24 protein-coding genes are annotated in these 18,265 nt (G+C 59.1%); 14 read left to right on the top strand and 10 right to left on the bottom strand.

The annotated features are described in order from the left end of the window. The first annotated feature begins 121 nt into the window (after positions 1-121). The 5 genes from KGB21_RS12680 to KGB21_RS12660 are packed head-to-tail and all read left to right on the top strand — an operon-like array spanning position 122 to position 3,894. The gene (locus KGB21_RS12680) at positions 122-529 is read left to right on the top strand and encodes a hypothetical protein (RefSeq protein WP_034147107.1); all 408 of its coding nucleotides are present in this window, start codon (positions 122-124) and stop codon (positions 527-529) included. Next, positions 510-1,886: a class II fumarate hydratase gene (locus tag KGB21_RS12675; RefSeq protein ID WP_223505277.1), complete on the top strand. Its 1,377-nt coding sequence runs from the start codon at positions 510-512 to the stop codon at positions 1,884-1,886. Before KGB21_RS12680 ends, KGB21_RS12675 begins: the two co-directional genes overlap by 20 nt. A 30-nt stretch (positions 1,887-1,916) precedes the next feature. Next, on the top strand, positions 1,917-2,357 hold the full coding sequence (locus tag KGB21_RS12670; protein WP_034147105.1) for a hypothetical protein: 441 nt from the start codon (positions 1,917-1,919) through the stop codon (positions 2,355-2,357). A gap of 1 nt (position 2,358) precedes the next feature. Continuing rightward, the gene (locus tag KGB21_RS12665) at positions 2,359-2,970 is read left to right on the top strand and encodes a superoxide dismutase (protein WP_223505276.1); all 612 of its coding nucleotides are present in this window, start codon (positions 2,359-2,361) and stop codon (positions 2,968-2,970) included. A gap of 30 nt (positions 2,971-3,000) precedes the next feature. Further along, positions 3,001-3,894, top strand: coding sequence for a ZIP family metal transporter (locus KGB21_RS12660; protein ID WP_034147103.1), 894 nt, complete (start codon positions 3,001-3,003; stop codon positions 3,892-3,894). A gap of 173 nt (positions 3,895-4,067) precedes the next feature. On the opposite strand, the gene KGB21_RS12655 is transcribed toward KGB21_RS12660, so the two are convergent. From KGB21_RS12655 to KGB21_RS12610, 10 genes are all read right to left on the bottom strand, one after another. After that, positions 4,068-4,343 (bottom strand): HPr family phosphocarrier protein, encoded by a 276-nt coding sequence (locus KGB21_RS12655; RefSeq protein ID WP_034147102.1) that lies wholly within the window; start codon positions 4,341-4,343, stop codon positions 4,068-4,070. 15 nt (positions 4,344-4,358) lie between these two features. Then, positions 4,359-5,216: an RNase adapter RapZ gene (gene rapZ, locus KGB21_RS12650; RefSeq protein WP_034147101.1), complete on the bottom strand. Its 858-nt coding sequence runs from the start codon at positions 5,214-5,216 to the stop codon at positions 4,359-4,361. 2 nt (positions 5,217-5,218) lie between these two features. Further along, positions 5,219-5,683: a PTS IIA-like nitrogen regulatory protein PtsN gene (gene ptsN / locus KGB21_RS12645; protein ID WP_034147100.1), complete on the bottom strand. Its 465-nt coding sequence runs from the start codon at positions 5,681-5,683 to the stop codon at positions 5,219-5,221. A 12-nt stretch (positions 5,684-5,695) separates the two neighbouring features. Then, the gene (gene hpf / locus KGB21_RS12640) at positions 5,696-6,004 is read right to left on the bottom strand and encodes a ribosome hibernation-promoting factor, HPF/YfiA family (protein WP_007941242.1); all 309 of its coding nucleotides are present in this window, start codon (positions 6,002-6,004) and stop codon (positions 5,696-5,698) included. A 74-nt stretch (positions 6,005-6,078) separates the two neighbouring features. Beyond that, positions 6,079-7,572, bottom strand: coding sequence for an RNA polymerase factor sigma-54 (locus KGB21_RS12635; protein ID WP_034147099.1), 1,494 nt, complete (start codon positions 7,570-7,572; stop codon positions 6,079-6,081). Positions 7,573-7,756: 184 nt separating this feature from the next. After that, positions 7,757-8,482 carry an LPS export ABC transporter ATP-binding protein gene (gene lptB, locus KGB21_RS12630; protein ID WP_034147098.1) on the bottom strand — a complete coding sequence of 242 codons (726 nt, stop codon included), beginning with the start codon at positions 8,480-8,482 and terminating at the stop codon, positions 7,757-7,759. Beyond that, entirely contained in the window at positions 8,482-9,030 is a 549-nt protein-coding gene (gene lptA / locus KGB21_RS12625; RefSeq protein WP_034147097.1) for a lipopolysaccharide transport periplasmic protein LptA, read from the bottom strand. The genes lptB and lptA overlap by 1 nt, the downstream gene beginning before the upstream one ends. After that, complete coding sequence (gene lptC / locus KGB21_RS12620) at positions 9,017-9,589, bottom strand: LPS export ABC transporter periplasmic protein LptC (RefSeq protein ID WP_034147096.1); 573 nt, start codon at positions 9,587-9,589, stop codon at positions 9,017-9,019. The genes lptA and lptC overlap by 14 nt, the downstream gene beginning before the upstream one ends. An 8-nt stretch (positions 9,590-9,597) precedes the next feature. After that, complete coding sequence (locus KGB21_RS12615; RefSeq protein ID WP_034147095.1) at positions 9,598-10,122, bottom strand: KdsC family phosphatase; 525 nt, start codon at positions 10,120-10,122, stop codon at positions 9,598-9,600. Then, positions 10,122-11,096 carry a KpsF/GutQ family sugar-phosphate isomerase gene (locus KGB21_RS12610; protein ID WP_034147094.1) on the bottom strand — a complete coding sequence of 325 codons (975 nt, stop codon included), beginning with the start codon at positions 11,094-11,096 and terminating at the stop codon, positions 10,122-10,124. The genes KGB21_RS12615 and KGB21_RS12610 overlap by 1 nt, the downstream gene beginning before the upstream one ends. A 272-nt stretch (positions 11,097-11,368) precedes the next feature. Here KGB21_RS12610 and KGB21_RS12605 point away from each other — a divergent pair, with 272 nt between their 5' ends. From KGB21_RS12605 to hisD, 9 genes are all read left to right on the top strand, one after another. Continuing rightward, the gene (locus tag KGB21_RS12605; RefSeq protein WP_034147093.1) at positions 11,369-12,178 is read left to right on the top strand and encodes an ATP-binding cassette domain-containing protein; all 810 of its coding nucleotides are present in this window, start codon (positions 11,369-11,371) and stop codon (positions 12,176-12,178) included. Further along, complete coding sequence (gene mlaE, locus KGB21_RS12600) at positions 12,178-12,975, top strand: lipid asymmetry maintenance ABC transporter permease subunit MlaE (protein WP_034147092.1); 798 nt, start codon at positions 12,178-12,180, stop codon at positions 12,973-12,975. Before KGB21_RS12605 ends, mlaE begins: the two co-directional genes overlap by 1 nt. Continuing rightward, positions 12,975-13,442, top strand: a complete 468-nt coding sequence (gene mlaD / locus KGB21_RS12595; RefSeq protein WP_034147091.1) for an outer membrane lipid asymmetry maintenance protein MlaD — start codon at positions 12,975-12,977, stop codon at positions 13,440-13,442. The genes mlaE and mlaD overlap by 1 nt, the downstream gene beginning before the upstream one ends. Before the next feature lie 10 nt (positions 13,443-13,452). Beyond that, on the top strand, positions 13,453-14,106 hold the full coding sequence (locus KGB21_RS12590) for a phospholipid-binding protein MlaC (RefSeq protein WP_034147090.1): 654 nt from the start codon (positions 13,453-13,455) through the stop codon (positions 14,104-14,106). Beyond that, a complete protein-coding gene (locus KGB21_RS12585; RefSeq protein WP_223505275.1) occupies positions 14,103-14,408 on the top strand; it encodes a lipid asymmetry maintenance protein MlaB in 306 nt (101 codons plus the stop codon). Before KGB21_RS12590 ends, KGB21_RS12585 begins: the two co-directional genes overlap by 4 nt. Positions 14,409-14,522: 114 nt before the next feature. Then, complete coding sequence (locus tag KGB21_RS12580) at positions 14,523-14,762, top strand: BolA family protein (protein ID WP_007901566.1); 240 nt, start codon at positions 14,523-14,525, stop codon at positions 14,760-14,762. A 22-nt stretch (positions 14,763-14,784) separates the two neighbouring features. Then, on the top strand, positions 14,785-16,050 hold the full coding sequence (gene murA / locus KGB21_RS12575; RefSeq protein ID WP_034147088.1) for a UDP-N-acetylglucosamine 1-carboxyvinyltransferase: 1,266 nt from the start codon (positions 14,785-14,787) through the stop codon (positions 16,048-16,050). Positions 16,051-16,177: 127 nt separating this feature from the next. Further along, positions 16,178-16,813 carry an ATP phosphoribosyltransferase gene (hisG, locus tag KGB21_RS12570; RefSeq protein WP_034147087.1) on the top strand — a complete coding sequence of 212 codons (636 nt, stop codon included), beginning with the start codon at positions 16,178-16,180 and terminating at the stop codon, positions 16,811-16,813. 125 nt (positions 16,814-16,938) lie between these two features. Further along, positions 16,939-18,264: a histidinol dehydrogenase gene (gene hisD, locus KGB21_RS12565; RefSeq protein ID WP_223505274.1), complete on the top strand. Its 1,326-nt coding sequence runs from the start codon at positions 16,939-16,941 to the stop codon at positions 18,262-18,264. Position 18,265 lies beyond the last annotated feature (1 nt).

Below are 18,265 nucleotides of genomic sequence, written 5' to 3'. Positions count from 1 at the left end.
TTTCAGAGCCGCCATCGCCAGCAAGCCGGCTCCTACAAAAGATTTTGCTCGCTGCACTGCTCTTGTTTTGGTTCTCATTATCATCTAATAATAAATCTCATTACCGAATGAGCCGCGGATCATGAGTTCTGCCTTGCACGAGCAGCCTTACCTCGAAAGCTGGCGCTGGATGAGTCGCCAGATCCGTTGCGCGATGAATCCCGACGAACCGCGCCTTATCGATCATTACCTGGCCGAAGGCCGGTATCTGGCCTGTTGCACGGCGACCTCTCCCTGGACCATTGCTGAAACTTCTTTGCGCCTGTTGCTCGACACCGCCGCCGATGTCGCGCTGCCGTGGCATTGGCGCACGTACTGCCTCGACCAGGCCTGGCGACCACTGCGCGAGCTGGAACGCCTCTCTCTTTGCAAATGCCGCCTCAAGCGCTGGCAGAGCTACACCTGGCAACTGGCGAGCTGCGAGTTGCAACCCTCGATTCCTCTCATAGAACTGGTGCAAGGATTTTCAGATGACCAAGACACGTATTGAGCGCGACAGCATGGGCGAGCTTCAGGTCCCGGAAGACGCCCTCTACGGCGCACAGACTCAACGTGCGGTGGATAACTTCCCAATCAGCGGCAAGCCGATGCCGGTGCAATTCATCCGTGCGCTGATCCTGGCCAAGGCCGCCGCTGCCCGCGCCAACATCGAACTCAAGCAGGTCAGCGAAGCCCAAGGCAAAGCCATTGTCGATGCGGCCCAGGGCTTGCTTGAAGGTGACTTCATGCGGCACTTCCCGGTGGATATTTTCCAGACCGGTTCAGGCACTAGTTCCAACATGAACGCCAATGAAGTGATTGCCACCCTGGCCAGCCGTCTACTCGGCGAGCCGGTTAACCCCAACGATCACGTCAACTGCGGTCAAAGCAGCAATGACATTATTCCTACCACCATTCACGTCAGTGCGGCGCTTGCGTTGCACGAGCAGCTACTGCCGGCGCTGAACGGGTTGGTGCAAGTAATCGAGCGCAAGGCTGAAGAGGTGCATCACCACGTCAAAACCGGTCGTACCCACTTGATGGATGCCATGCCGGTGCGCATGAGCCAAGTGCTCAACGGGTGGGCGCAACAGCTCAAAGCCAACATCGGCCATTTGCAGGATCTGCAACCCAGCCTGCAATCCCTGGCCCAGGGCGGTACGGCGGTGGGTACCGGCGTGAATGCGCATCCGGAGTTCGCCGCACGTTTCAGTCAACAATTGAGCAAGCTGACCCAGGTGCAATTCACGCCAGGCGTGGATCTGTTTGCATTGATCGGCTCTCAGGACACCGCCGTTGCCGTCTCCGGGCAACTGAAGGCCACCGCCGTATCGTTGATGAAAATCGCCAACGACTTGCGCTGGATGAACTCCGGTCCGTTGGCCGGCCTGGGTGAAATCGAGCTCGAAGCCTTGCAACCGGGTTCTTCGATCATGCCTGGCAAGGTCAACCCGGTGATCCCGGAAGCTACTGCCATGGTCGCCGCCCAGGTGATCGGCAACGACACGGTGATCACCATCGCCGGTCAGTCGGGCAATTTCGAATTGAACGTGATGCTGCCGATCATCGCCCAGAACCTGCTGAGCAGCATCGAATTGCTGGCCAATTCCAGCCGTCTGCTGGGTGAAAAGGCCATCGCCAGTTTCAAGGTCAACGAAGACCGCATCAAGCAAGCCCTGTCCCGCAACCCGATTCTGGTGACCGCACTCAACCCGATCATTGGCTATCAGAAAGCCGCCGAGATCGCCAAGAAGGCCTATCAACAAGGCCGTCCGGTGATCGACGTGGCGCTGGAACACACCGAGCTGTCACGCAGCCAACTGGAAGAGTTGCTCAACCCGGAAAAACTCACCGCAGGCGGCGTGTAATAAACACCGCTAGCGCTTTGGAGGCTCACCATGGAGCACTGGAAACGCACGATCGAAAGAGCAAATCGCTGTTTCATGCTGGGCGAACTGGTCGATGCTCGCGAGGCTTACTTGCAGGCATTGGCCTTGGCCCAAGTGTTGTTCGAGCGCTGGCCAGATGCCGATGAAGCGGTGGCGGCCTGCGTGATTTCCCACCACAACCTGGCGGATCTGCATTTGCGTCTGAACCAGCCGGAGGAGAGCGCCGAGTATCTGTGTGCTATCCATCAGCGGCTGTTGCAGACCATGCAGGATCCGCGACTGGCACCGGCCCTGCGTGAAGCCGCGATGCGCCAGAGCAGCAAAACCTACGTCGAATTGCTGAGTTTCATCAGCGAACACGGTGAATACCCGCGCACTCATCGCTTGCTGCACATCGATGCCGCCGCACCGTCGCACCCTGCTGCGCCTCATCATCATGGAGTCCATTGAAATGGCTTTTACCTTGCCTGCCTTGCCGTACGCCTACGACGCCCTGGAACCGCATATCGATGCGCAGACCATGGAGATTCACTACACCAAACACCACCAGACCTACATCAACAACCTCAACGCCGCCGTTGAAGGCACCGAGTTTGCTGAATGGCCGGTGGAAAAACTGGTGGCTGCCGTGCAGCAACTTCCGGAGAAACTGCGCGCTGCCGTGATCAATCAGGGCGGTGGGCACGCCAACCATTCGTTGTTCTGGGAAGTCATGACGCCAGGTGGTGGCGGTAAACCGGAAGGCGCACTGGCTGCGGCCATCGATGAGCAACTGGGCGGACTCGACAGCTTCAAAGAGGCATTCACCAAAGCTGCGCTGACGCGCTTCGGCAGCGGCTGGGCCTGGCTGAGCGTCACGTCACAAAAGACCTTGATCGTGGAGAGCTGCGGCAACCAGGACAGCCCGTTGATGAACGGCAACACGCCGATCCTCGGCCTGGATGTCTGGGAGCACGCCTACTACCTTCAATATCAGAACCGTCGCCCGGAATACATCAGCGCGTTCTACAACGTGATCAATTGGCCAGAAGTTGCCGCGCGCTATCAGGCCGCGCTGATTTAAGTCTTCTGCAAAAACAATCCAAGGCTGACTATGGGCACTGAAACACTGGCGATCGGAAATGGACGAATGTTTCGTTACGCATTTGGGTCGCTGTTACTGCTGGCGGGCATGAGCTTGCTGGTTGCGCATGGGCTGGAATGGCTGGATCTGGAGCCGAAGCTGTCTCGAGCGTTGCAGGGCGGTGCGATCTGCGCCCTCGGCACCGCGCTCGGGGCGGTGCCGGTGCTGGTGATCCGGCGCATGCCCCAGGCACTCAGCGATACGCTGTTGGGGTTTGGTGCCGGAGTGATGCTGGCGGCGACCGCGTTTTCGTTGATCGTGCCGGGCATTGCGGCGGCAGAAAATCTTGGCATGACCCCATGGGCAGCCAGCAGCCTTATCTGTTTTGGCATCATGCTTGGCGCGTTCGGCCTGTTTCTGGTTGATCGCAAGGTCTCCGGGGCTTCGCCGGAAATGCTCGTAGGCACTGTTGAACATCCGGTGATTCCGCCGAGGATCTGGCTGTTCGTATTCGCCATCATTGCCCACAACATTCCCGAAGGCATGGCGGTCGGTGTTTCGGCTGGGGGTGGAATGCCTGATGCAGACAGTTTGGCGATGGGCATCGCCCTGCAGGATGTGCCGGAAGGGCTGGTGATTGCGTTGGTGCTGGCGGGAGCAGGGATGTCGCGCTTCAAGGCATTCCTGATCGGTGCGGCGTCAGGATTGGTCGAGCCGGTGTTCGCACTGTTGTGCGCCTGGCTGGTGAGCCTGGCCGAACTGTTATTGCCTTTGGGATTGGCGCTGGCGGCGGGAGCAATGCTTCTGGTGGTAACCCATGAAGTCATTCCAGAGTCGCGCCGACACGGTCACGACAAGTTGGCCAGTCTTGGGTTGTTGATCGGGTTTTGTTTGATGATGGTGATGGATACGGCGTTGGCTTGAACTGGGCGCAAAAAGCAGAAGGAACACTTGTGGCGAGGGAGCTTGCTCCCGCTCGACTGCGCAGCAGCCGTAATATCAGCCGGCGCGGAGTGTCAGATTCATTGTGACGACAGGTTTTGGGGCTGCTTCGCCGCCCAGCGGGAGCAAGCTCCCTCGCCACAAAAAAGCGGGTGTTACTCGCCTTCGTCGAAGTAGTTGTTGATCAATGCCACCAGTGCATCCAGCGCTTCCTGCTCCTGCTCGCCTTCCGTGCTTAGATAAATCTTTGTGCCCTTGCCGGCCGCCAGCATCATCATCGCCATGATGCTTTTACCGTCGACTGTGGTCTCTGGCGTGCGTCCTACCCTGATCGTGCAATCCTTGAACTGCCCGGCAACTCCAACGAATTTTGCGGACGCGCGGGCGTGCAGGCCCAGCTTGTTGATGATTTCGATTTCCAGAGCAGGCATCGCGGTGTGAATCCTTTAGCTGAGGTCGCGGTGGCGGACCTGGACGTTCTTCAGGGATTGTTGCAGGGTCTTGGCCAAGCGTTCAGTCAGGTAAACGGAGCGGTGATGGCCGCCAGTGCAGCCAATGGCAATGGTGACATAGGCGCGGTTGCTGGCGGCAAAGCGGGGCAACCATTTGAGCAGATAGGTGGATATGTCCTGATACATCTCTTCGACATCCGGTTGTGCCGCCAGGTACTCGGCAACCGGTTGATCGAGTCCGGACTGTTCACGAAGCTCCGGCTTCCAATATGGGTTCGGCAGGCAGCGCACGTCGAACACCAGATCGGCATCCACTGGCATGCCACGCTTGAACCCGAAAGACTCCACCAGGAACGCAGTTCCCGGCTCCGGCTGATTCAGCAGGCGCAGCTTGATGGTATCGCGCAGCTGATACAGGTTCAGGTTGGTGGTGTTTATCTTGAGATCGGCGAGGTCCGCAATCGGTCCGAGCAGAGTGCTCTCGACGCTGATTGCTTCGGCGAGCGATCGGTTGGCGTTGCTCAATGGGTGACGTCGACGGGTTTCCGAGAATCGCTTGAGTAGCGTTTCGTCGTCGGCATCCAGGTACAAGACATCGCACTGGATGTGCCGGCTGCGGACTTCTTCCAGCAGGTCAGGAAAACGAGTCAGATGGCTCGGCAAGTTACGCGCGTCGATGGACACGGCAACCAGTGGCTGAGACAACTCGGTGTGAATCAGTGCGCGCTCGGCCAATTCCGGCAGCAACCCGGCAGGCAGGTTGTCGATGCAGTAGTAGCCATTGTCCTCGAGTACATCGAGGGCGGTACTTTTACCCGAGCCGGAACGGCCACTGACGATGATCAAGCGCATGATTAGTGCCCGTTTTGCTCGTCCAGGACAACCTGATACAAGGCTTCATTGCTCGGAGCGCTGCGCAGTTTTTCGCGCACTTCCTTGCGGTCGAGCATGCTGGCGATCTGGCGCAACAGCTCCAGGTGCGCATCGGTAGCGGCTTGGGGGACCAGCAGAACGAACAGCAGGTCAACCGGCGCGCCGTCGATGGCGTCGAAATCGATTGGGGCGTCCAGGTGCATCAAGGCACTGATGGGTGAATCACAGCCCTTGAGGCGGCAGTGAGGAATGGCGATGCCGTTACCAAAACCGGTGGATCCGAGTTTTTCACGGGCAATCAAAGCCTCGAAGACATCTTGCATCTCCAGATCCGGCACTTCGCGATGGATGAGGTTGGCAATTTGCTCGAGGGCTTTCTTTTTACTGCCGCCCGGCACGTTCACCAGGGAACGGCCGGGGGTCAGGATGCTTTCAAGTCGGATCATGGGTTGGGAGTGTTAACGACCGGTAGCGCCCTGGAGGAGGCTCTGGGTCTTTTCCTTATGCTTTTTGAGTTGTTTATCAAGCTTGTCGGTGAGTGCGTCGATCGCCGCGTACATGTCGGTATGCTCCGCGTTGGCGACCACTTCATTCCCGGGAATATGCAGCGTGGCTTCGATTTTCTGCTTCAGCTTTTCGACCGTCATCGTGACCTGCACGTTGGTGATCTTGTCGAAATGCCTCTCTAATCGTTCGAGTTTTTCGCCGATGTAGGTGCGAAGAGGTTCGGTCACTTCCAGTTGGTGTCCACTGATGTTGACTTGCATACAGCTTCTCCTTCGTTGCCAGTGCATAAAGCGGCAGATCAGATGATCTGCCACTGGAACGCTGTGGCGTGGCTCTACATCAACCGCTTGCGTTCGCTCGAAGGCGCGATCCCGAGGGATTCGCGGTACTTGGCGACGGTGCGGCGAGCCACCTGAATGCCTTGTGCCTCCAGTAAACCAGCGATCTTGCTGTCACTCAACGGCTTTTTCTGATTTTCCGCGGCAACCAGTTTTTTGATGATCGCGCGGATCGCCGTGGACGAGCATTCGCCGCCTTCGGAGGTGCTGACGTGGCTGGAAAAAAAGTATTTCAGTTCATATATGCCCCGCGGGGTATGCATGAATTTCTGCGTAGTCACCCGCGAGATAGTCGACTCGTGCATGCCGACCGCTTCGGCGATGTCATGCAGGACCAACGGTTTCATCGCTTCGTCGCCGTACTCCAGGAAGCCGCGCTGATGCTCGACGATCTGGGTGGCCACTTTCATCAGGGTTTCGTTGCGGCTTTGCAGGCTCTTGATGAACCAGCGGGCTTCTTGCAGCTGATTGCGCATGAAGGTGTTATCGGCGCTGGTATCGGCACGACGGACGAACCCGGCGTACTGAGCGTTGACCCGTAAACGTGGCACCGATTCCTGGTTGAGCTCCACCAGCCAGCGTTCGTTGTCCTTGCGCACGATCACGTCGGGAACGACGTACTCGGCTTCGGTGGACTCGATTTGCGATCCAGGGCGCGGGTTGAGGCTCTGGACCAGTTCGATGACCTGGCGCAGTTCATCTTCCTTAAGCTTCATGCGGCGCATCAGCTGGCTGTAGTCGCGACTGCCGAGCAAGTCGATGTAATCGGTGACCAGGCGCTTGGCTTCAGCCAGCCAAGGGGTCTTGGCGGGCAACTGGCGCAATTGCAGCAACAGGCATTCGCCCAGGTTGCGAGCGCCGATGCCGGCCGGTTCGAATTGCTGGATGCGGTGCAGGACGGCCTCGATTTCGTCGAGCTCGATGTCCAGTTCCGGATCGAAGGCTTCGAGGATTTCCTCGAGCGTCTCGTCCAGGTAGCCCTGATTGTTGATGCAATCGATCAGCGTCACGGCGATCAGGCGATCGGTGTCGGACATCGGCGCCAGGTTCAGTTGCCAGAGCAGGTGGCTTTGTAGGCTCTCCCCGGCGGATGTACGGGTGGTGAAATCCCACTCGTCGTCATCGTTGCTCGGCAGGCTGCTGGCGCTGGTCTGGTAGACGTCTTCCCAGGCAGTATCGACGGGCAGCTCATTGGGTATGCGCTCGTTCCAGTCGCCTTCCTCGAGGTTATCCACCGTCGGGGCGCTTTCCTGGTAGGAGGGTTCCTGAATGTCGCTGTTGGGCTTCTGTTCGGCGTTGTCGGCCAAGGGGTCGGTGTTGTCGAAGTCGTCGCCTTCTTCCTGGCGTTCGAGCATCGGATTGGACTCCAGGGCCTCCTGGATTTCCTGTTGCAGGTCCAGGGTCGACAATTGGAGCAGGCGGATGGCCTGTTGCAGCTGCGGTGTCATCGTCAGCTGCTGGCCCATTCTCAAGACTAGCGATGGTTTCATGGCAGGGGCTTAACACCTTATTCGCCGGCGCACATGCGCCATCCACTACAGGGCGCCGGAGCGCCAAACATAAGCAAATTATATGCCCGAAACTGCAGCGTTTGCCTAGAGCGCTGTAACAATAAAAAAATGTTGATTTTTTATCGCAACAAGCGCTTTCGCGACCTGCCAGACACCTCAGCGCTTACAGGCGGAACTCATGGCCCAAGTACACTTCTTTAACCAGGTCGTTGGCCAGGATGGTTTCTGAGTCGCCTTCGGCGATCAGTTGACCATCGTTGACGATGTAGGCGGTTTCGCAGATATCCAGGGTTTCACGGACGTTGTGGTCGGTGATCAGCACGCCAATGCCCTTGGCCTTGAGGTGGTAGATGATCTGCTTGATGTCGCCTACCGAAATCGGGTCCACGCCGGCGAAAGGTTCATCGAGGAGGATGAATTTCGGGTTGGTGGCCAGCGCCCGGGCGATTTCCACGCGGCGGCGTTCACCACCGGACAGGCTCATGCCAAGGTTGTCGCGAATGTGGCTGATGTGGAATTCCTGCAGCAGGCTTTCCAGCTCCTGGCGACGACCGGCCTTGTCGAGTTCCTTGCGGGTCTCGAGGATTGCCATGATGTTGTCCGCTACTGAAAGCTTGCGGAAGATCGACGCTTCTTGCGGCAGATAGCCGATCCCGGCCTTTGCGCGGCCATGCATCGGCTGGTGGCTGACGTCCAGGTCGTCGATCAGGACGCGGCCCTGATCGGCCTGTACCAGGCCGACGATCATGTAGAAACAAGTAGTCTTGCCGGCGCCGTTGGGGCCAAGCAGGCCGACGATCTGACCGCTGTCGATGGACAGGCTGACGTCACGCACGACCTGACGGCTCTTGTAGCTCTTGGCCAGATGCTGAGCTTTCAGAGTTGCCATTACTGGGCCTTTTGCTCGTCGGTTTTCTTTTTCGGCTGGATCACCATGTCGATGCGCGGACGCGACTCGGTCACCTTGCTGCCGGTAGCGCGACCGGCGCTGGCGAGCTTTTTCTCGGTGTCGTAGACGATTTTCTCGCCCTGGGTGACGTTGTTGTCCTTGTCGATCACTTTGGCGCGATCGATCAGCACGACGCGATTTTGCGAGGCGTGATACTGGATGGTGACGCCGTAGCCTTGGACCGGCTTGGTGTCGCCTGCCGTTTGCAACTGCTCGAAGTAAGCCAGGTTGCCCACCGAGGTCACCACGTCGATATCGCCGTTCGGGGTGCGGGTCATGGTCACCTTGTTGCCGGTAACCTTCATCGAGCCCTGAGTGATGATCACGTCACCGGTGTAGGTGGCAATGCCGTTCTTGTCGTCCAGTTGGGCGTCGTCGGCCTGAATGCGGATAGGCTGTTGTTGATCGTCCGGCAGAGCCCAGGCGCTCACGCTTCCCAGTGCTGCGCCCAGACTGAGCAAAATAGGGAGGGTTTTAACGAGCCTCATACTGTCCTCTTACGTTCGATAGCAGGTGTATCCTGCTTTCTTTCAAATACGCTTTCATTCCGTTACCAGTCGATACACCGCCAGCGCCGTCGATTCTAACGGGTTGCTCGGTCTGCGCATATTGCTGTTGCGGGAACACGGTCATGCGAGTGGTGGTGATCAGGGTTCTGCGGTTTTTTTCGTCGAAACGCGTGATGCGTACCGAGTCGATCAGTTCAACCTGTGTACCGTCCGGATTGACTTCACCCTTTTCGCTCTGGACGTGCCACGGGAACTCCGTACCGCGGAACATGTTCAGGTCGGGGTTGGTCAGCAGCGTCACTTCGGTTGCTTTCAGGTGTTCGACTTTATCGGACGTCATCTCGTATTGCAGTTTGCCATCCGGCAGGAACTGCACGCTGTGGGCGTTGATGGCGTAATAGTCGATCGCGCTTTCGTCGACTTTCACCACTGGCTTGTCGAGGAAGCGTTCCGGGCTGATGTTCCAGTAGCCGACCGCAGCGAAAATCGCCGTGATGGAACCGAACACCAGTATGTTGCGAATCTTTTTGCTCAACATGGTTTGGCTCACAGGTACGCGGCGTTGGCCGCATCGAGACGGCCCTGGGCGCGCAGGATCAATTCGCAGAATTCGCGGGCGGCACCCTCGCCACCGCGGGCCTGAGTCACGCCGTGAGCGTGTTCACGTACGAAGCTGGCGGCGTTGGCCACTGCCATGCCCAGGCCGACGCGGCGAATCACCGGCAGGTCGGGCAGGTCGTCGCCGAGGTAGGCGACCTGTTCATAGCTTAGGTTGAGTTGGCCCAGAAGCTCGTCGAGCACCACCAGTTTGTCTTCGCGACCCTGGTAAAGGTGCGGAATGCCCAGATTCTTCGCCCGTCGCTCTACGACTGGGGTTTTGCGACCGCTGATAATCGCGGTCTGCACGCCGGCTGCCATCAGCATCTTGATGCCTTGGCCGTCGAGAGTGTTGAAGGTCTTGAATTCACTGCCGTCTTCGAGGAAGTACAAGCGACCATCGGTCAGTACGCCGTCGACGTCGAATACCGCCAGTTTGATCTGTTGGCCGCGTTGCAGAAGGTCTGCGCTCATTACATTACTCCCGCACGCAGCAAGTCGTGCATGTTCAAGGCGCCGACCGGGCGGTCTTCGCTGTCGACCACGACCAGTGCGTTGATTTTATGGTCTTCCATGATTTTCAGGGCCTCGGCGGCGAGCATTTCGGCGCGGGCCGTCTTGCCATGGGCGGTCATGACCTGGTCAATCGTGGCGCTGTGGATATCGATGCTGCGATCCAGGGTGCGGCGCAAATCGCCGTCGGTGAAGATCCCGGCGAGTTTGCCGTCGGCTTCAAGGATTACGGTCATGCCCAGGCCTTTGCGGGTCATTTCCATCAGCGCGTCCTTGAGCAGGGTGCCGCGTTGCACCTGCGGCAGTTCCTGCCCGGCGTGCATGACGTTTTCCACTTTCAGCAGCAGGCGTCGACCCAGTGCACCACCAGGGTGGGAAAAGGCGAAGTCTTCAGCGGTAAAGCCGCGGGCTTCAAGCAGGGCAACGGCCAGGGCGTCGCCCATGACCAGCGCTGCGGTGGTCGAAGAGGTCGGCGCCAGGTTCAGCGGACAGGCTTCGTGCTCGACGTGAACGTTCAGGTTGACTTCGGCGGCCTTGGACAGAGGCGAATTCGGGTTGCCGGTCATGCTGATCAACTGAATGCCCAGGCGTTTGATCAGCGGCAGCAGGGTGACGATTTCATTGGTCGAGCCGGAGTTCGACAGCGCGAGGATGATGTCGTCGCGGGTGATCATGCCCATGTCGCCGTGGCTGGCTTCGGCCGGGTGCACAAAAAACGCCGTGGTGCCGGTGCTGGCCAGGGTGGCGGCGATCTTGTTGCCGATGTGCCCCGATTTGCCCATGCCGACCACGACTACGCGGCCTTTGCTGGCCAGAATCATCTCGCAAGCGCGTACGAAATCTGCGTCGATTTGGGGAAGCAAGCCTTGTACGGCTTCCATTTCGAGGCGGATGGTGCGTTGTGCGGATTGAATCAGCTCGCTGGATTGGCTCATGTCGGAAATCGTATAGCCTGATGAAAAGGCGGCGATTATAGCGGTTATGATCGAAACCCTCACGCAAGTTCGTCGCGCATTGTCATTCCTTGTTACCTAATCACTCTAAATGAAGCTTTTTACCTGTCATGTTGCAGCGCATGGCCCGGCATTGGCCTTGGGCCCGTGGCGTTTGCAGTGATATAGTTCGCCGCCAGTTCGGCCCGCCCGGGGATGTGCTTTTGTCAGGAAGCCAGGCGTCCGAGTGTGAGGCTGCATCGCAAGGAGTTTAGATGAGTGCCGATAACGCCTACGCGGTCGAGCTGAAGGGACTGACCTTCAAGCGCGGTGCGCGCAGCATTTTCAATAACGTCGATATCCGTATTCCCCGCGGCAAGGTCACCGGCATCATGGGGCCTTCCGGGTGTGGCAAGACCACGCTGTTGCGGTTGATGGGCGCACAGCTGCGTCCATCCAGCGGCGAAGTCTGGGTCAATGGCCAGAACCTGCCGCAGCTGTCGCGCAGCGATCTGTTCGATGCCCGCAAGCACATGGGCGTGCTGTTTCAGAGTGGCGCACTGTTTACCGATCTCGATGTGTTCGAGAACGTCGCCTTTCCTTTGCGCGTTCATACCGAGCTGCCGGAAGAAATGATCCGGGATATCGTCCTGCTCAAATTGCAGGCCGTGGGCTTGCGTGGCGCCATCGACCTGATGCCTGACGAACTGTCCGGCGGCATGAAGCGTCGTGTCGCGCTGGCGCGGGCGATTGCGCTCGACCCGCAGATTCTCATGTATGACGAGCCCTTTGTCGGCCAGGACCCCATCGCCATGGGCGTATTGGTGCGCCTGATCCGCTTGCTCAACGATGCGCTTGGCATTACCAGCATCGTGGTTTCCCACGACCTGGCCGAGACCGCGAGCATTGCCGACTACATCTATGTGGTCGGCGACGGGCAGGTGCTGGGGCAGGGCACGCCGCAAGAGCTGATGAACTCGGACGAACCGCGTATCCGTCAATTCATGACAGGCGAGCCCGACGGTCCGGTCGCCTATCACTTTCCAGCGACGGATTACCGCGCAGATCTCCTGGGGAAGCGCTGATGCGCAAGACTTCACTAATAGAAAGAGTGCGCCGCTTCGGCCACGCCGGCATCGATGTGCTGGCGGTGTTCGGGCGTTCGGCGCTGTTCCTGTTTCACGCGTTGCTGGGTCGCGGTGGCATTGGCGGCGGCTTTGGCCTGTTGGTCAAGCAGTTGCATTCGGTTGGCGTGATGTCCCTGGTGATCATTGTGGTTTCCGGGGTATTCATCGGCATGGTGCTGGCGCTGCAGGGGTTCAACATCCTGTCCAGCTACGGTTCCGAGCAGGCGGTCGGGCAGATGGTTGCGCTGACGCTGCTGCGAGAGCTGGGGCCGGTGGTGACCGCGTTGCTGTTCGCCGGGCGTGCCGGTTCGGCGCTGACGGCGGAAATCGGCAACATGAAATCCACCGAACAGTTGTCCAGCCTGGAGATGATCGGGGTCGACCCGCTCAAGTACATCATCGCCCCGCGCCTGTGGGCCGGCTTCATTTCCCTGCCGGTGCTGGCGATGATTTTCAGCGTGGTGGGGATCTGGGGTGGTTCGTGGGTGGCCGTCGACTGGCTGGGCGTGTATGAAGGGTCCTACTGGTCGAACATGCAGAACAGCGTGACCTTCGCCGACGATGTGCTCAACGGCATCATCAAAAGCATCGTCTTCGCCTTTGTCGTCACCTGGATTGCCGTATTCCAAGGCTATGACTGCGAGCCCACTTCCGAGGGGATCAGTCGTGCCACTACCAAGACCGTGGTGTATGCCTCTTTGGCAGTACTCGGCCTGGACTTTATTCTGACCGCCTTGATGTTTGGAGATTTCTGATGCAAAACCGCACCCTGGAAATCGGTGTCGGCCTTTTCTTGCTGGCTGGCATCCTGGCTTTGCTGCTGCTGGCGCTGCGGGTCAGTGGCCTGTCCCCGAGCCCGAATACCGAAACCTATAAACTTTATGCGTACTTCGACAATATCGCCGGTTTGACGGTCAGAGCCAAGGTGACCATGGCCGGTGTCACCATCGGCAAGGTGACGGCGATCGATCTGGACCGCGACAGTTTCACCGGTCGAGTGACCATGCAGCTGGAAAAGCGTGTAGATAACCTGCCGGCCGACTCCACTGCATCTATCCTGACCGCTGGCCTGTTGGGCGAGAAGTACATCGGTATCAGCGTGGGCGGGGAAGAAGCCCTGCTCAAGGATGGCGGGACCATCCACGACACCCAGTCGTCGCTGGTGCTAGAGGACCTGATCGGTAAATTCCTGCTTAATACGGTTAGCAAAGACGCCAAATGAGGATTTTTAAATGATCTCTACCTTGCGACGTGGCCTGTTGGTATTGCTCGCGGCCCTGCCGTTGGTGGCTAACGCCGTGGCGGCGCCTTCCGCGCACGAACTGGTACAGGACACGACCAACCGTTTGCTGGCCGACCTGGCCGCCAACAAAGAAAAGTACAAGCAGGATCCGCAGGACTTTTATGCGGCGCTGAACAGCATTGTCGGGCCTGTCGTGGATGCCGAGGGCATTTCCAAGAGCATCATGACGGTCAAGTACTCGCGCAAAGCCACCCCTGCGCAAATGAAGACCTTTGAAGAAAACTTCAAAAAGGGCCTGTTCCAGTTCTATGGCAATGCCTTGCTGGAGTACAACAATCAGGGCATCACCGTTGATCCTGCCAAAGACGAGTCGGGCGACCGCACCAGTGTCGGCATGACGGTCAAAGGCAGCAACGGTGCGATCTATCCTGTGTCCTACACTCTGGAAAAGGTCGGCGGCGAGTGGAAGCTGCGCAACGTCATCATCAACGGCATCAACATTGGCAAGCTGTTCCGTGATCAGTTCGCCGACGCGATGCAGCGCAATGGCAACGACCTGGACAAGACCATCAACGGTTGGGCCGGGGAAGTTGCCAAGGCCAAGGCCTCGACCGAAAACGCCGACGAGAAGTCAGCGCAATGAGTGAGTCGGCCATCCAGATGGACGAAGCCGGCGAGCTGCGGCTCTGCGGCGTGCTGGATTACCGCACCGGCCCTGGCTTGCGTGAGCAGGGTAAGGCCTTGATCAAGGCCAGCAAGGCAGCGGCATTGGTGGTCGATTGTTCGGCAGTGACGAAGTCCAGCAGCGTCGGGTTGTCCCTGCTGCTGTGCTTCATGCGCGATGCGCAGGCGGCCGGCAAGGCGCTGAGCATCCGTGCCATGCCAGAAGACATGCGCGAAATCGCTCAGGTCAGTGAGCTGACCGAGCTGTTGGCGCATCCCTAATCCACATCGATAAAGAAGCCCCCCGTCAGAGTCCTGCTTCGCGGGGTTCGCAGGCGCGGGGCTTTTTTGTATGATGTCCGACCCGCGCACACAGGGCGCCGATTGAGGTTGAGCATGCAGGCCGTAGAAGTTAAAAGCTTCCTTGAAGGAAAGCTGCCTAATACCAAGGTGGAAGTTGAAGGCGAAGGCTGCAATTTCCAGCTGAACGTGATTAGCGATGAACTGGCGGCGTTGAGCCCGGTGAAGCGTCAGCAGCAGGTCTATGCCCATTTGAACCCATGGATCACCGATGGCAGCATCCATGCGGTCACTATGAAATTTTTCAGCAGCGCGGCCTGGGCCGAGCGCACCTGAGCCCAAGGGCGTCGAGATTCTTATGGATAAATTGATTATTACTGGCGGTGCTCGTCTTGACGGCGAGATCCGCATCTCCGGGGCAAAGAACTCTGCCCTGCCGATCCTGGCGGCAACCCTGCTGTGCGATGGCCCGGTAACCGTGGCCAACCTGCCGCACCTGCACGACATCACCACCATGATCGAGCTGTTCGGTCGCATGGGGATCGAGCCGGTGATCGACGAGAAGCTGGCCGTCGAAATCGACCCGCGTACCATCAAGACCCTGATCGCTCCGTACGAACTGGTTAAAACCATGCGTGCGTCGATCCTGGTACTGGGCCCGATGGTTGCCCGTTTCGGTGAAGCCGAAGTGGCGCTGCCTGGCGGTTGCGCCATCGGTTCGCGTCCGGTTGACCTGCACATCCGCGGCCTCGAAGCCATGGGTGCGGTCATCGACGTCGAAGGCGGCTACATCAAGGCCAAGGCGCCTGAAGGCGGCCTGCGCGGTGCGCACTTCTTCTTCGACACCGTCAGCGTGACCGGTACCGAAAACATCATGATGGCCGCTGCTCTGGCCAAAGGCCGCAGCGTTCTGGCTAACGCCGCGCGCGAGCCGGAAGTGGTCGACCTGGCGAACTTCCTGAACGCCATGGGTGCCAAGGTTTCCGGCGCTGGCACCGACACCATCACCATCGATGGCGTCGAGCGTCTGCACACCACCACTTATAAAGTGATGCCTGACCGTATCGAAACCGGCACCTACCTGGTCGCCGCTGCCGTAACTGGCGGTCGTGTGAAGGTCAAGGACACCGATCCGACCATCCTCGAAGCCGTCCTGGAAAAACTTCGGGAAGCGGGCGCTGAAATCACCTGCGGCAACGACTGGATCGAGCTGAACATGCATGGCAAGCGGCCGAAAGCCGTCAACGTGCGCACCGCTCCGTACCCGGCGTTCCCGACTGACATGCAAGCGCAGTTCATCTCCCTCAACGCCATTGCCGAAGGCACTGGTGCGGTGATCGAGACGATCTTCGAAAACCGCTTCATGCACGTTTACGAACTGCACCGCATGGGCGCCAAGATCCAGGTCGAAGGCAACACCGCCATCGTTACCGGTACCGAAAAGCTCAAGGGCGCGCCAGTGATGGCCACCGACCTGCGTGCTTCGGCCAGCCTGGTGATCTCGGCGCTGATCGCCGAAGGCGACACCCTGATCGACCGCATCTACCACATCGACCGTGGTTACGAGTGCATCGAAGAGAAACTGCAGATGCTGGGCGCCAAGATCCGTCGCGTTCCGGGCTAGTAGTTGCAGATGGGGCACAGGGACGTGCCCATTGGTTTGTTTCAAGTCGAGCCGGTTTCCGGCTCGATGTGTGTCCGGCGCCGTTTGCGACCGGACATGAGTACCTTGATAAGGACTGACGTTTCCCATGTTGACCATCGCACTGTCCAAGGGCCGCATCCTTGACGACACCCTGCCGCTTCTGGCTGAAGCGGGCATCGTGCCGACCGAGAATCCGGACAAGAGCCGCAAGCTGATCATCCCCACGACCCAGGAAGATGTACGCCTGTTGATCGTGCGTGCCACCGACGTGCCGACCTATGTCGAGCATGGTGCCGCTGACCTTGGTGTCGCCGGTAAAGACGTGCTGATGGAATACGGCGGCCAGGGCTTGTACGAGCCACTGGACCTGCAAATTGCTCAGTGCAAGTTGATGACCGCCGGCAAGGTTGGCGCGGTCGAGCCCAAGGGCCGCCTGCGTATCGCCACCAAGTTCGTCAACGTTGCCAAGCGCTACTACGCCGAACAGGGCCGTCAGGTCGACATCATCAAGCTGTACGGTTCGATGGAACTGGCACCGCTGATCGGCCTGGCCGACAAGATCATCGACGTCGTCGACACCGGTAACACGCTGCGGGCCAACGGCCTGGAGCCACAGGATTTCATTGCGGCCATCAGCTCCCGGCTGATCGTCAACAAAGCTTCGATGAAAATGCAGCACGCCCGTATCCAGGCGTTGATCGACACCCTGCGCACGGCAGTGGAGTCTCGACACCGCGGCTGATTCACCTGCGCGCCCGCAAGGCGCGCCGTCTATCCGCCTCATAGCCAGAATTCTCAGGTGCCCAAGCGGATCGAATGTTAGTTTCGGGCGCCTGAGTTTTTTGCCAATCCTATGAGGCTCTCGCTATGACCGCACCGACTGCAATTCGCCGACTCAACGCTGCTGACCCGGATTTCGCGCATCATCTGGATCATCTGCTGAGCTGGGAAAGTGTGTCTGACGACTCGGTCAATCAGCGCGTGCTGGACATCATCAAGGCTGTGCGTGAGCGTGGCGACGCGGCACTGGTGGACTTCACCCGTCAGTTCGATGGCCTGGACGTGAAGTCCATGGCCGACCTGATCCTGCCGCGCGAGCGCCTGGAATTGGCACTGACGCGCATTACCGTGGCTCAGCGCGAAGCGCTGGAAGTCGCTGCCGCCCGTGTGCGCAGCTACCACGAAAAGCAGAAGCAGGATTCCTGGAGCTACACCGAAGCTGACGGTACCGTGCTGGGCCAGAAGGTCACGCCGCTCGACCGCGCCGGCCTTTATGTACCGGGCGGCAAGGCATCGTATCCGTCGTCTGTCCTCATGAATGCGATTCCGGCCAAAGTCGCCGGTGTGACCGAAGTGGTCATGGTTGTGCCTACCCCGCGCGGTGAAATCAACGAACTGGTGCTGGCCGCCGCCTGCATCGCCGGCGTCGACCGGGTGTTCACCATCGGCGGTGCTCAAGCCGTCGCCGCGTTGGCCTATGGCACCGAAAGCGTACCGAAGGTTGATAAAGTGGTCGGCCCCGGCAACATCTATGTCGCCACTGCCAAGCGCCACGTATTTGGCCAGGTCGGTATCGACATGATCGCAGGTCCATCCGAAATCCTCGTGGTGTGTGACGGCAAGACCGATCCGGACTGGATCGCCATGGATCTGTTCTCCCAGGCTGAGCACGACGAAGACGCCCAGGCAATTCTGGTCAGCCCGGATGCCGAGTTCCTCGACCAGGTTGCCGCGAGTATCGCCAAACTGATGCCGACCATGGAGCGCGCCGCGATTATCGAAACCTCGATCAATGGCCGTGGCGCTCTGATCAAGGTCCGCGACATGGAGCAGGCCATGGAAGTGGCCAACCGCATTGCACCGGAACACCTGGAGTTGTCAGTCGCCGATCCGCAAGCCTGGCTGCCGCAGATCCGCCACGCCGGTGCGATCTTCATGGGTCGCCACACTTCCGAAGCGCTGGGCGATTATTGCGCCGGTCCGAACCACGTGTTGCCGACCTCCGGTACTGCGCGTTTCTCCTCGCCGCTGGGTGTTTACGACTTCCAGAAGCGTTCGTCGATCATCTTCTGCTCCGAGCAGGGTGCTTCCGAACTGGGCAAGACCGCTTCCGTACTGGCCCGCGGCGAGTCGCTGACTGCCCACGCCCGTAGCGCTGAATACCGTATCGTTGACGAACAAAAGGCGAACTGAG

This window comes from Pseudomonas sp. GL-RE-29 (assembly GCF_019947275.1).
Taxonomy (GTDB): domain Bacteria; phylum Pseudomonadota; class Gammaproteobacteria; order Pseudomonadales; family Pseudomonadaceae; genus Aquipseudomonas; species Aquipseudomonas fluorescens_A.
The sequence above is the reverse complement of the archived record's forward strand: the minus strand, read 5'-3'. Positions and strand labels throughout refer to the sequence as shown.

Coding starts and splice junctions, on each gene's coding strand:
- KGB21_RS12610 (WP_034147094.1), bottom strand. CDS start 11,096: ATGAGCCAATCCAGCGAGCTGATTCAATCCGCACAACGCACCATCCGC.
- mlaE (WP_034147092.1), top strand. CDS start 12,178: ATGCGCAAGACTTCACTAATAGAAAGAGTGCGCCGCTTCGGCCACGCC.
- KGB21_RS12580 (WP_007901566.1), top strand. CDS start 14,523: ATGCAGGCCGTAGAAGTTAAAAGCTTCCTTGAAGGAAAGCTGCCTAAT.
- KGB21_RS12660 (WP_034147103.1), top strand. CDS start 3,001: ATGGGCACTGAAACACTGGCGATCGGAAATGGACGAATGTTTCGTTAC.
- KGB21_RS12605 (WP_034147093.1), top strand. CDS start 11,369: ATGAGTGCCGATAACGCCTACGCGGTCGAGCTGAAGGGACTGACCTTC.
- KGB21_RS12615 (WP_034147095.1), bottom strand. CDS start 10,122: ATGAGCGCAGACCTTCTGCAACGCGGCCAACAGATCAAACTGGCGGTA.
- KGB21_RS12585 (WP_223505275.1), top strand. CDS start 14,103: ATGAGTGAGTCGGCCATCCAGATGGACGAAGCCGGCGAGCTGCGGCTC.
- hpf (WP_007941242.1), bottom strand. CDS start 6,004: ATGCAAGTCAACATCAGTGGACACCAACTGGAAGTGACCGAACCTCTT.
- lptA (WP_034147097.1), bottom strand. CDS start 9,030: ATGAGGCTCGTTAAAACCCTCCCTATTTTGCTCAGTCTGGGCGCAGCA.
- KGB21_RS12655 (WP_034147102.1), bottom strand. CDS start 4,343: ATGCCTGCTCTGGAAATCGAAATCATCAACAAGCTGGGCCTGCACGCC.
- KGB21_RS12675 (WP_223505277.1), top strand. CDS start 510: ATGACCAAGACACGTATTGAGCGCGACAGCATGGGCGAGCTTCAGGTC.
- hisD (WP_223505274.1), top strand. CDS start 16,939: ATGACCGCACCGACTGCAATTCGCCGACTCAACGCTGCTGACCCGGAT.
- KGB21_RS12590 (WP_034147090.1), top strand. CDS start 13,453: ATGATCTCTACCTTGCGACGTGGCCTGTTGGTATTGCTCGCGGCCCTG.
- KGB21_RS12680 (WP_034147107.1), top strand. CDS start 122: ATGAGTTCTGCCTTGCACGAGCAGCCTTACCTCGAAAGCTGGCGCTGG.
- murA (WP_034147088.1), top strand. CDS start 14,785: ATGGATAAATTGATTATTACTGGCGGTGCTCGTCTTGACGGCGAGATC.
- lptC (WP_034147096.1), bottom strand. CDS start 9,589: ATGTTGAGCAAAAAGATTCGCAACATACTGGTGTTCGGTTCCATCACG.
- KGB21_RS12670 (WP_034147105.1), top strand. CDS start 1,917: ATGGAGCACTGGAAACGCACGATCGAAAGAGCAAATCGCTGTTTCATG.
- ptsN (WP_034147100.1), bottom strand. CDS start 5,683: ATGATCCGACTTGAAAGCATCCTGACCCCCGGCCGTTCCCTGGTGAAC.
- KGB21_RS12665 (WP_223505276.1), top strand. CDS start 2,359: ATGGCTTTTACCTTGCCTGCCTTGCCGTACGCCTACGACGCCCTGGAA.
- KGB21_RS12635 (WP_034147099.1), bottom strand. CDS start 7,572: ATGAAACCATCGCTAGTCTTGAGAATGGGCCAGCAGCTGACGATGACA.
- mlaD (WP_034147091.1), top strand. CDS start 12,975: ATGCAAAACCGCACCCTGGAAATCGGTGTCGGCCTTTTCTTGCTGGCT.
- rapZ (WP_034147101.1), bottom strand. CDS start 5,216: ATGCGCTTGATCATCGTCAGTGGCCGTTCCGGCTCGGGTAAAAGTACC.
- hisG (WP_034147087.1), top strand. CDS start 16,178: ATGTTGACCATCGCACTGTCCAAGGGCCGCATCCTTGACGACACCCTG.
- lptB (WP_034147098.1), bottom strand. CDS start 8,482: ATGGCAACTCTGAAAGCTCAGCATCTGGCCAAGAGCTACAAGAGCCGT.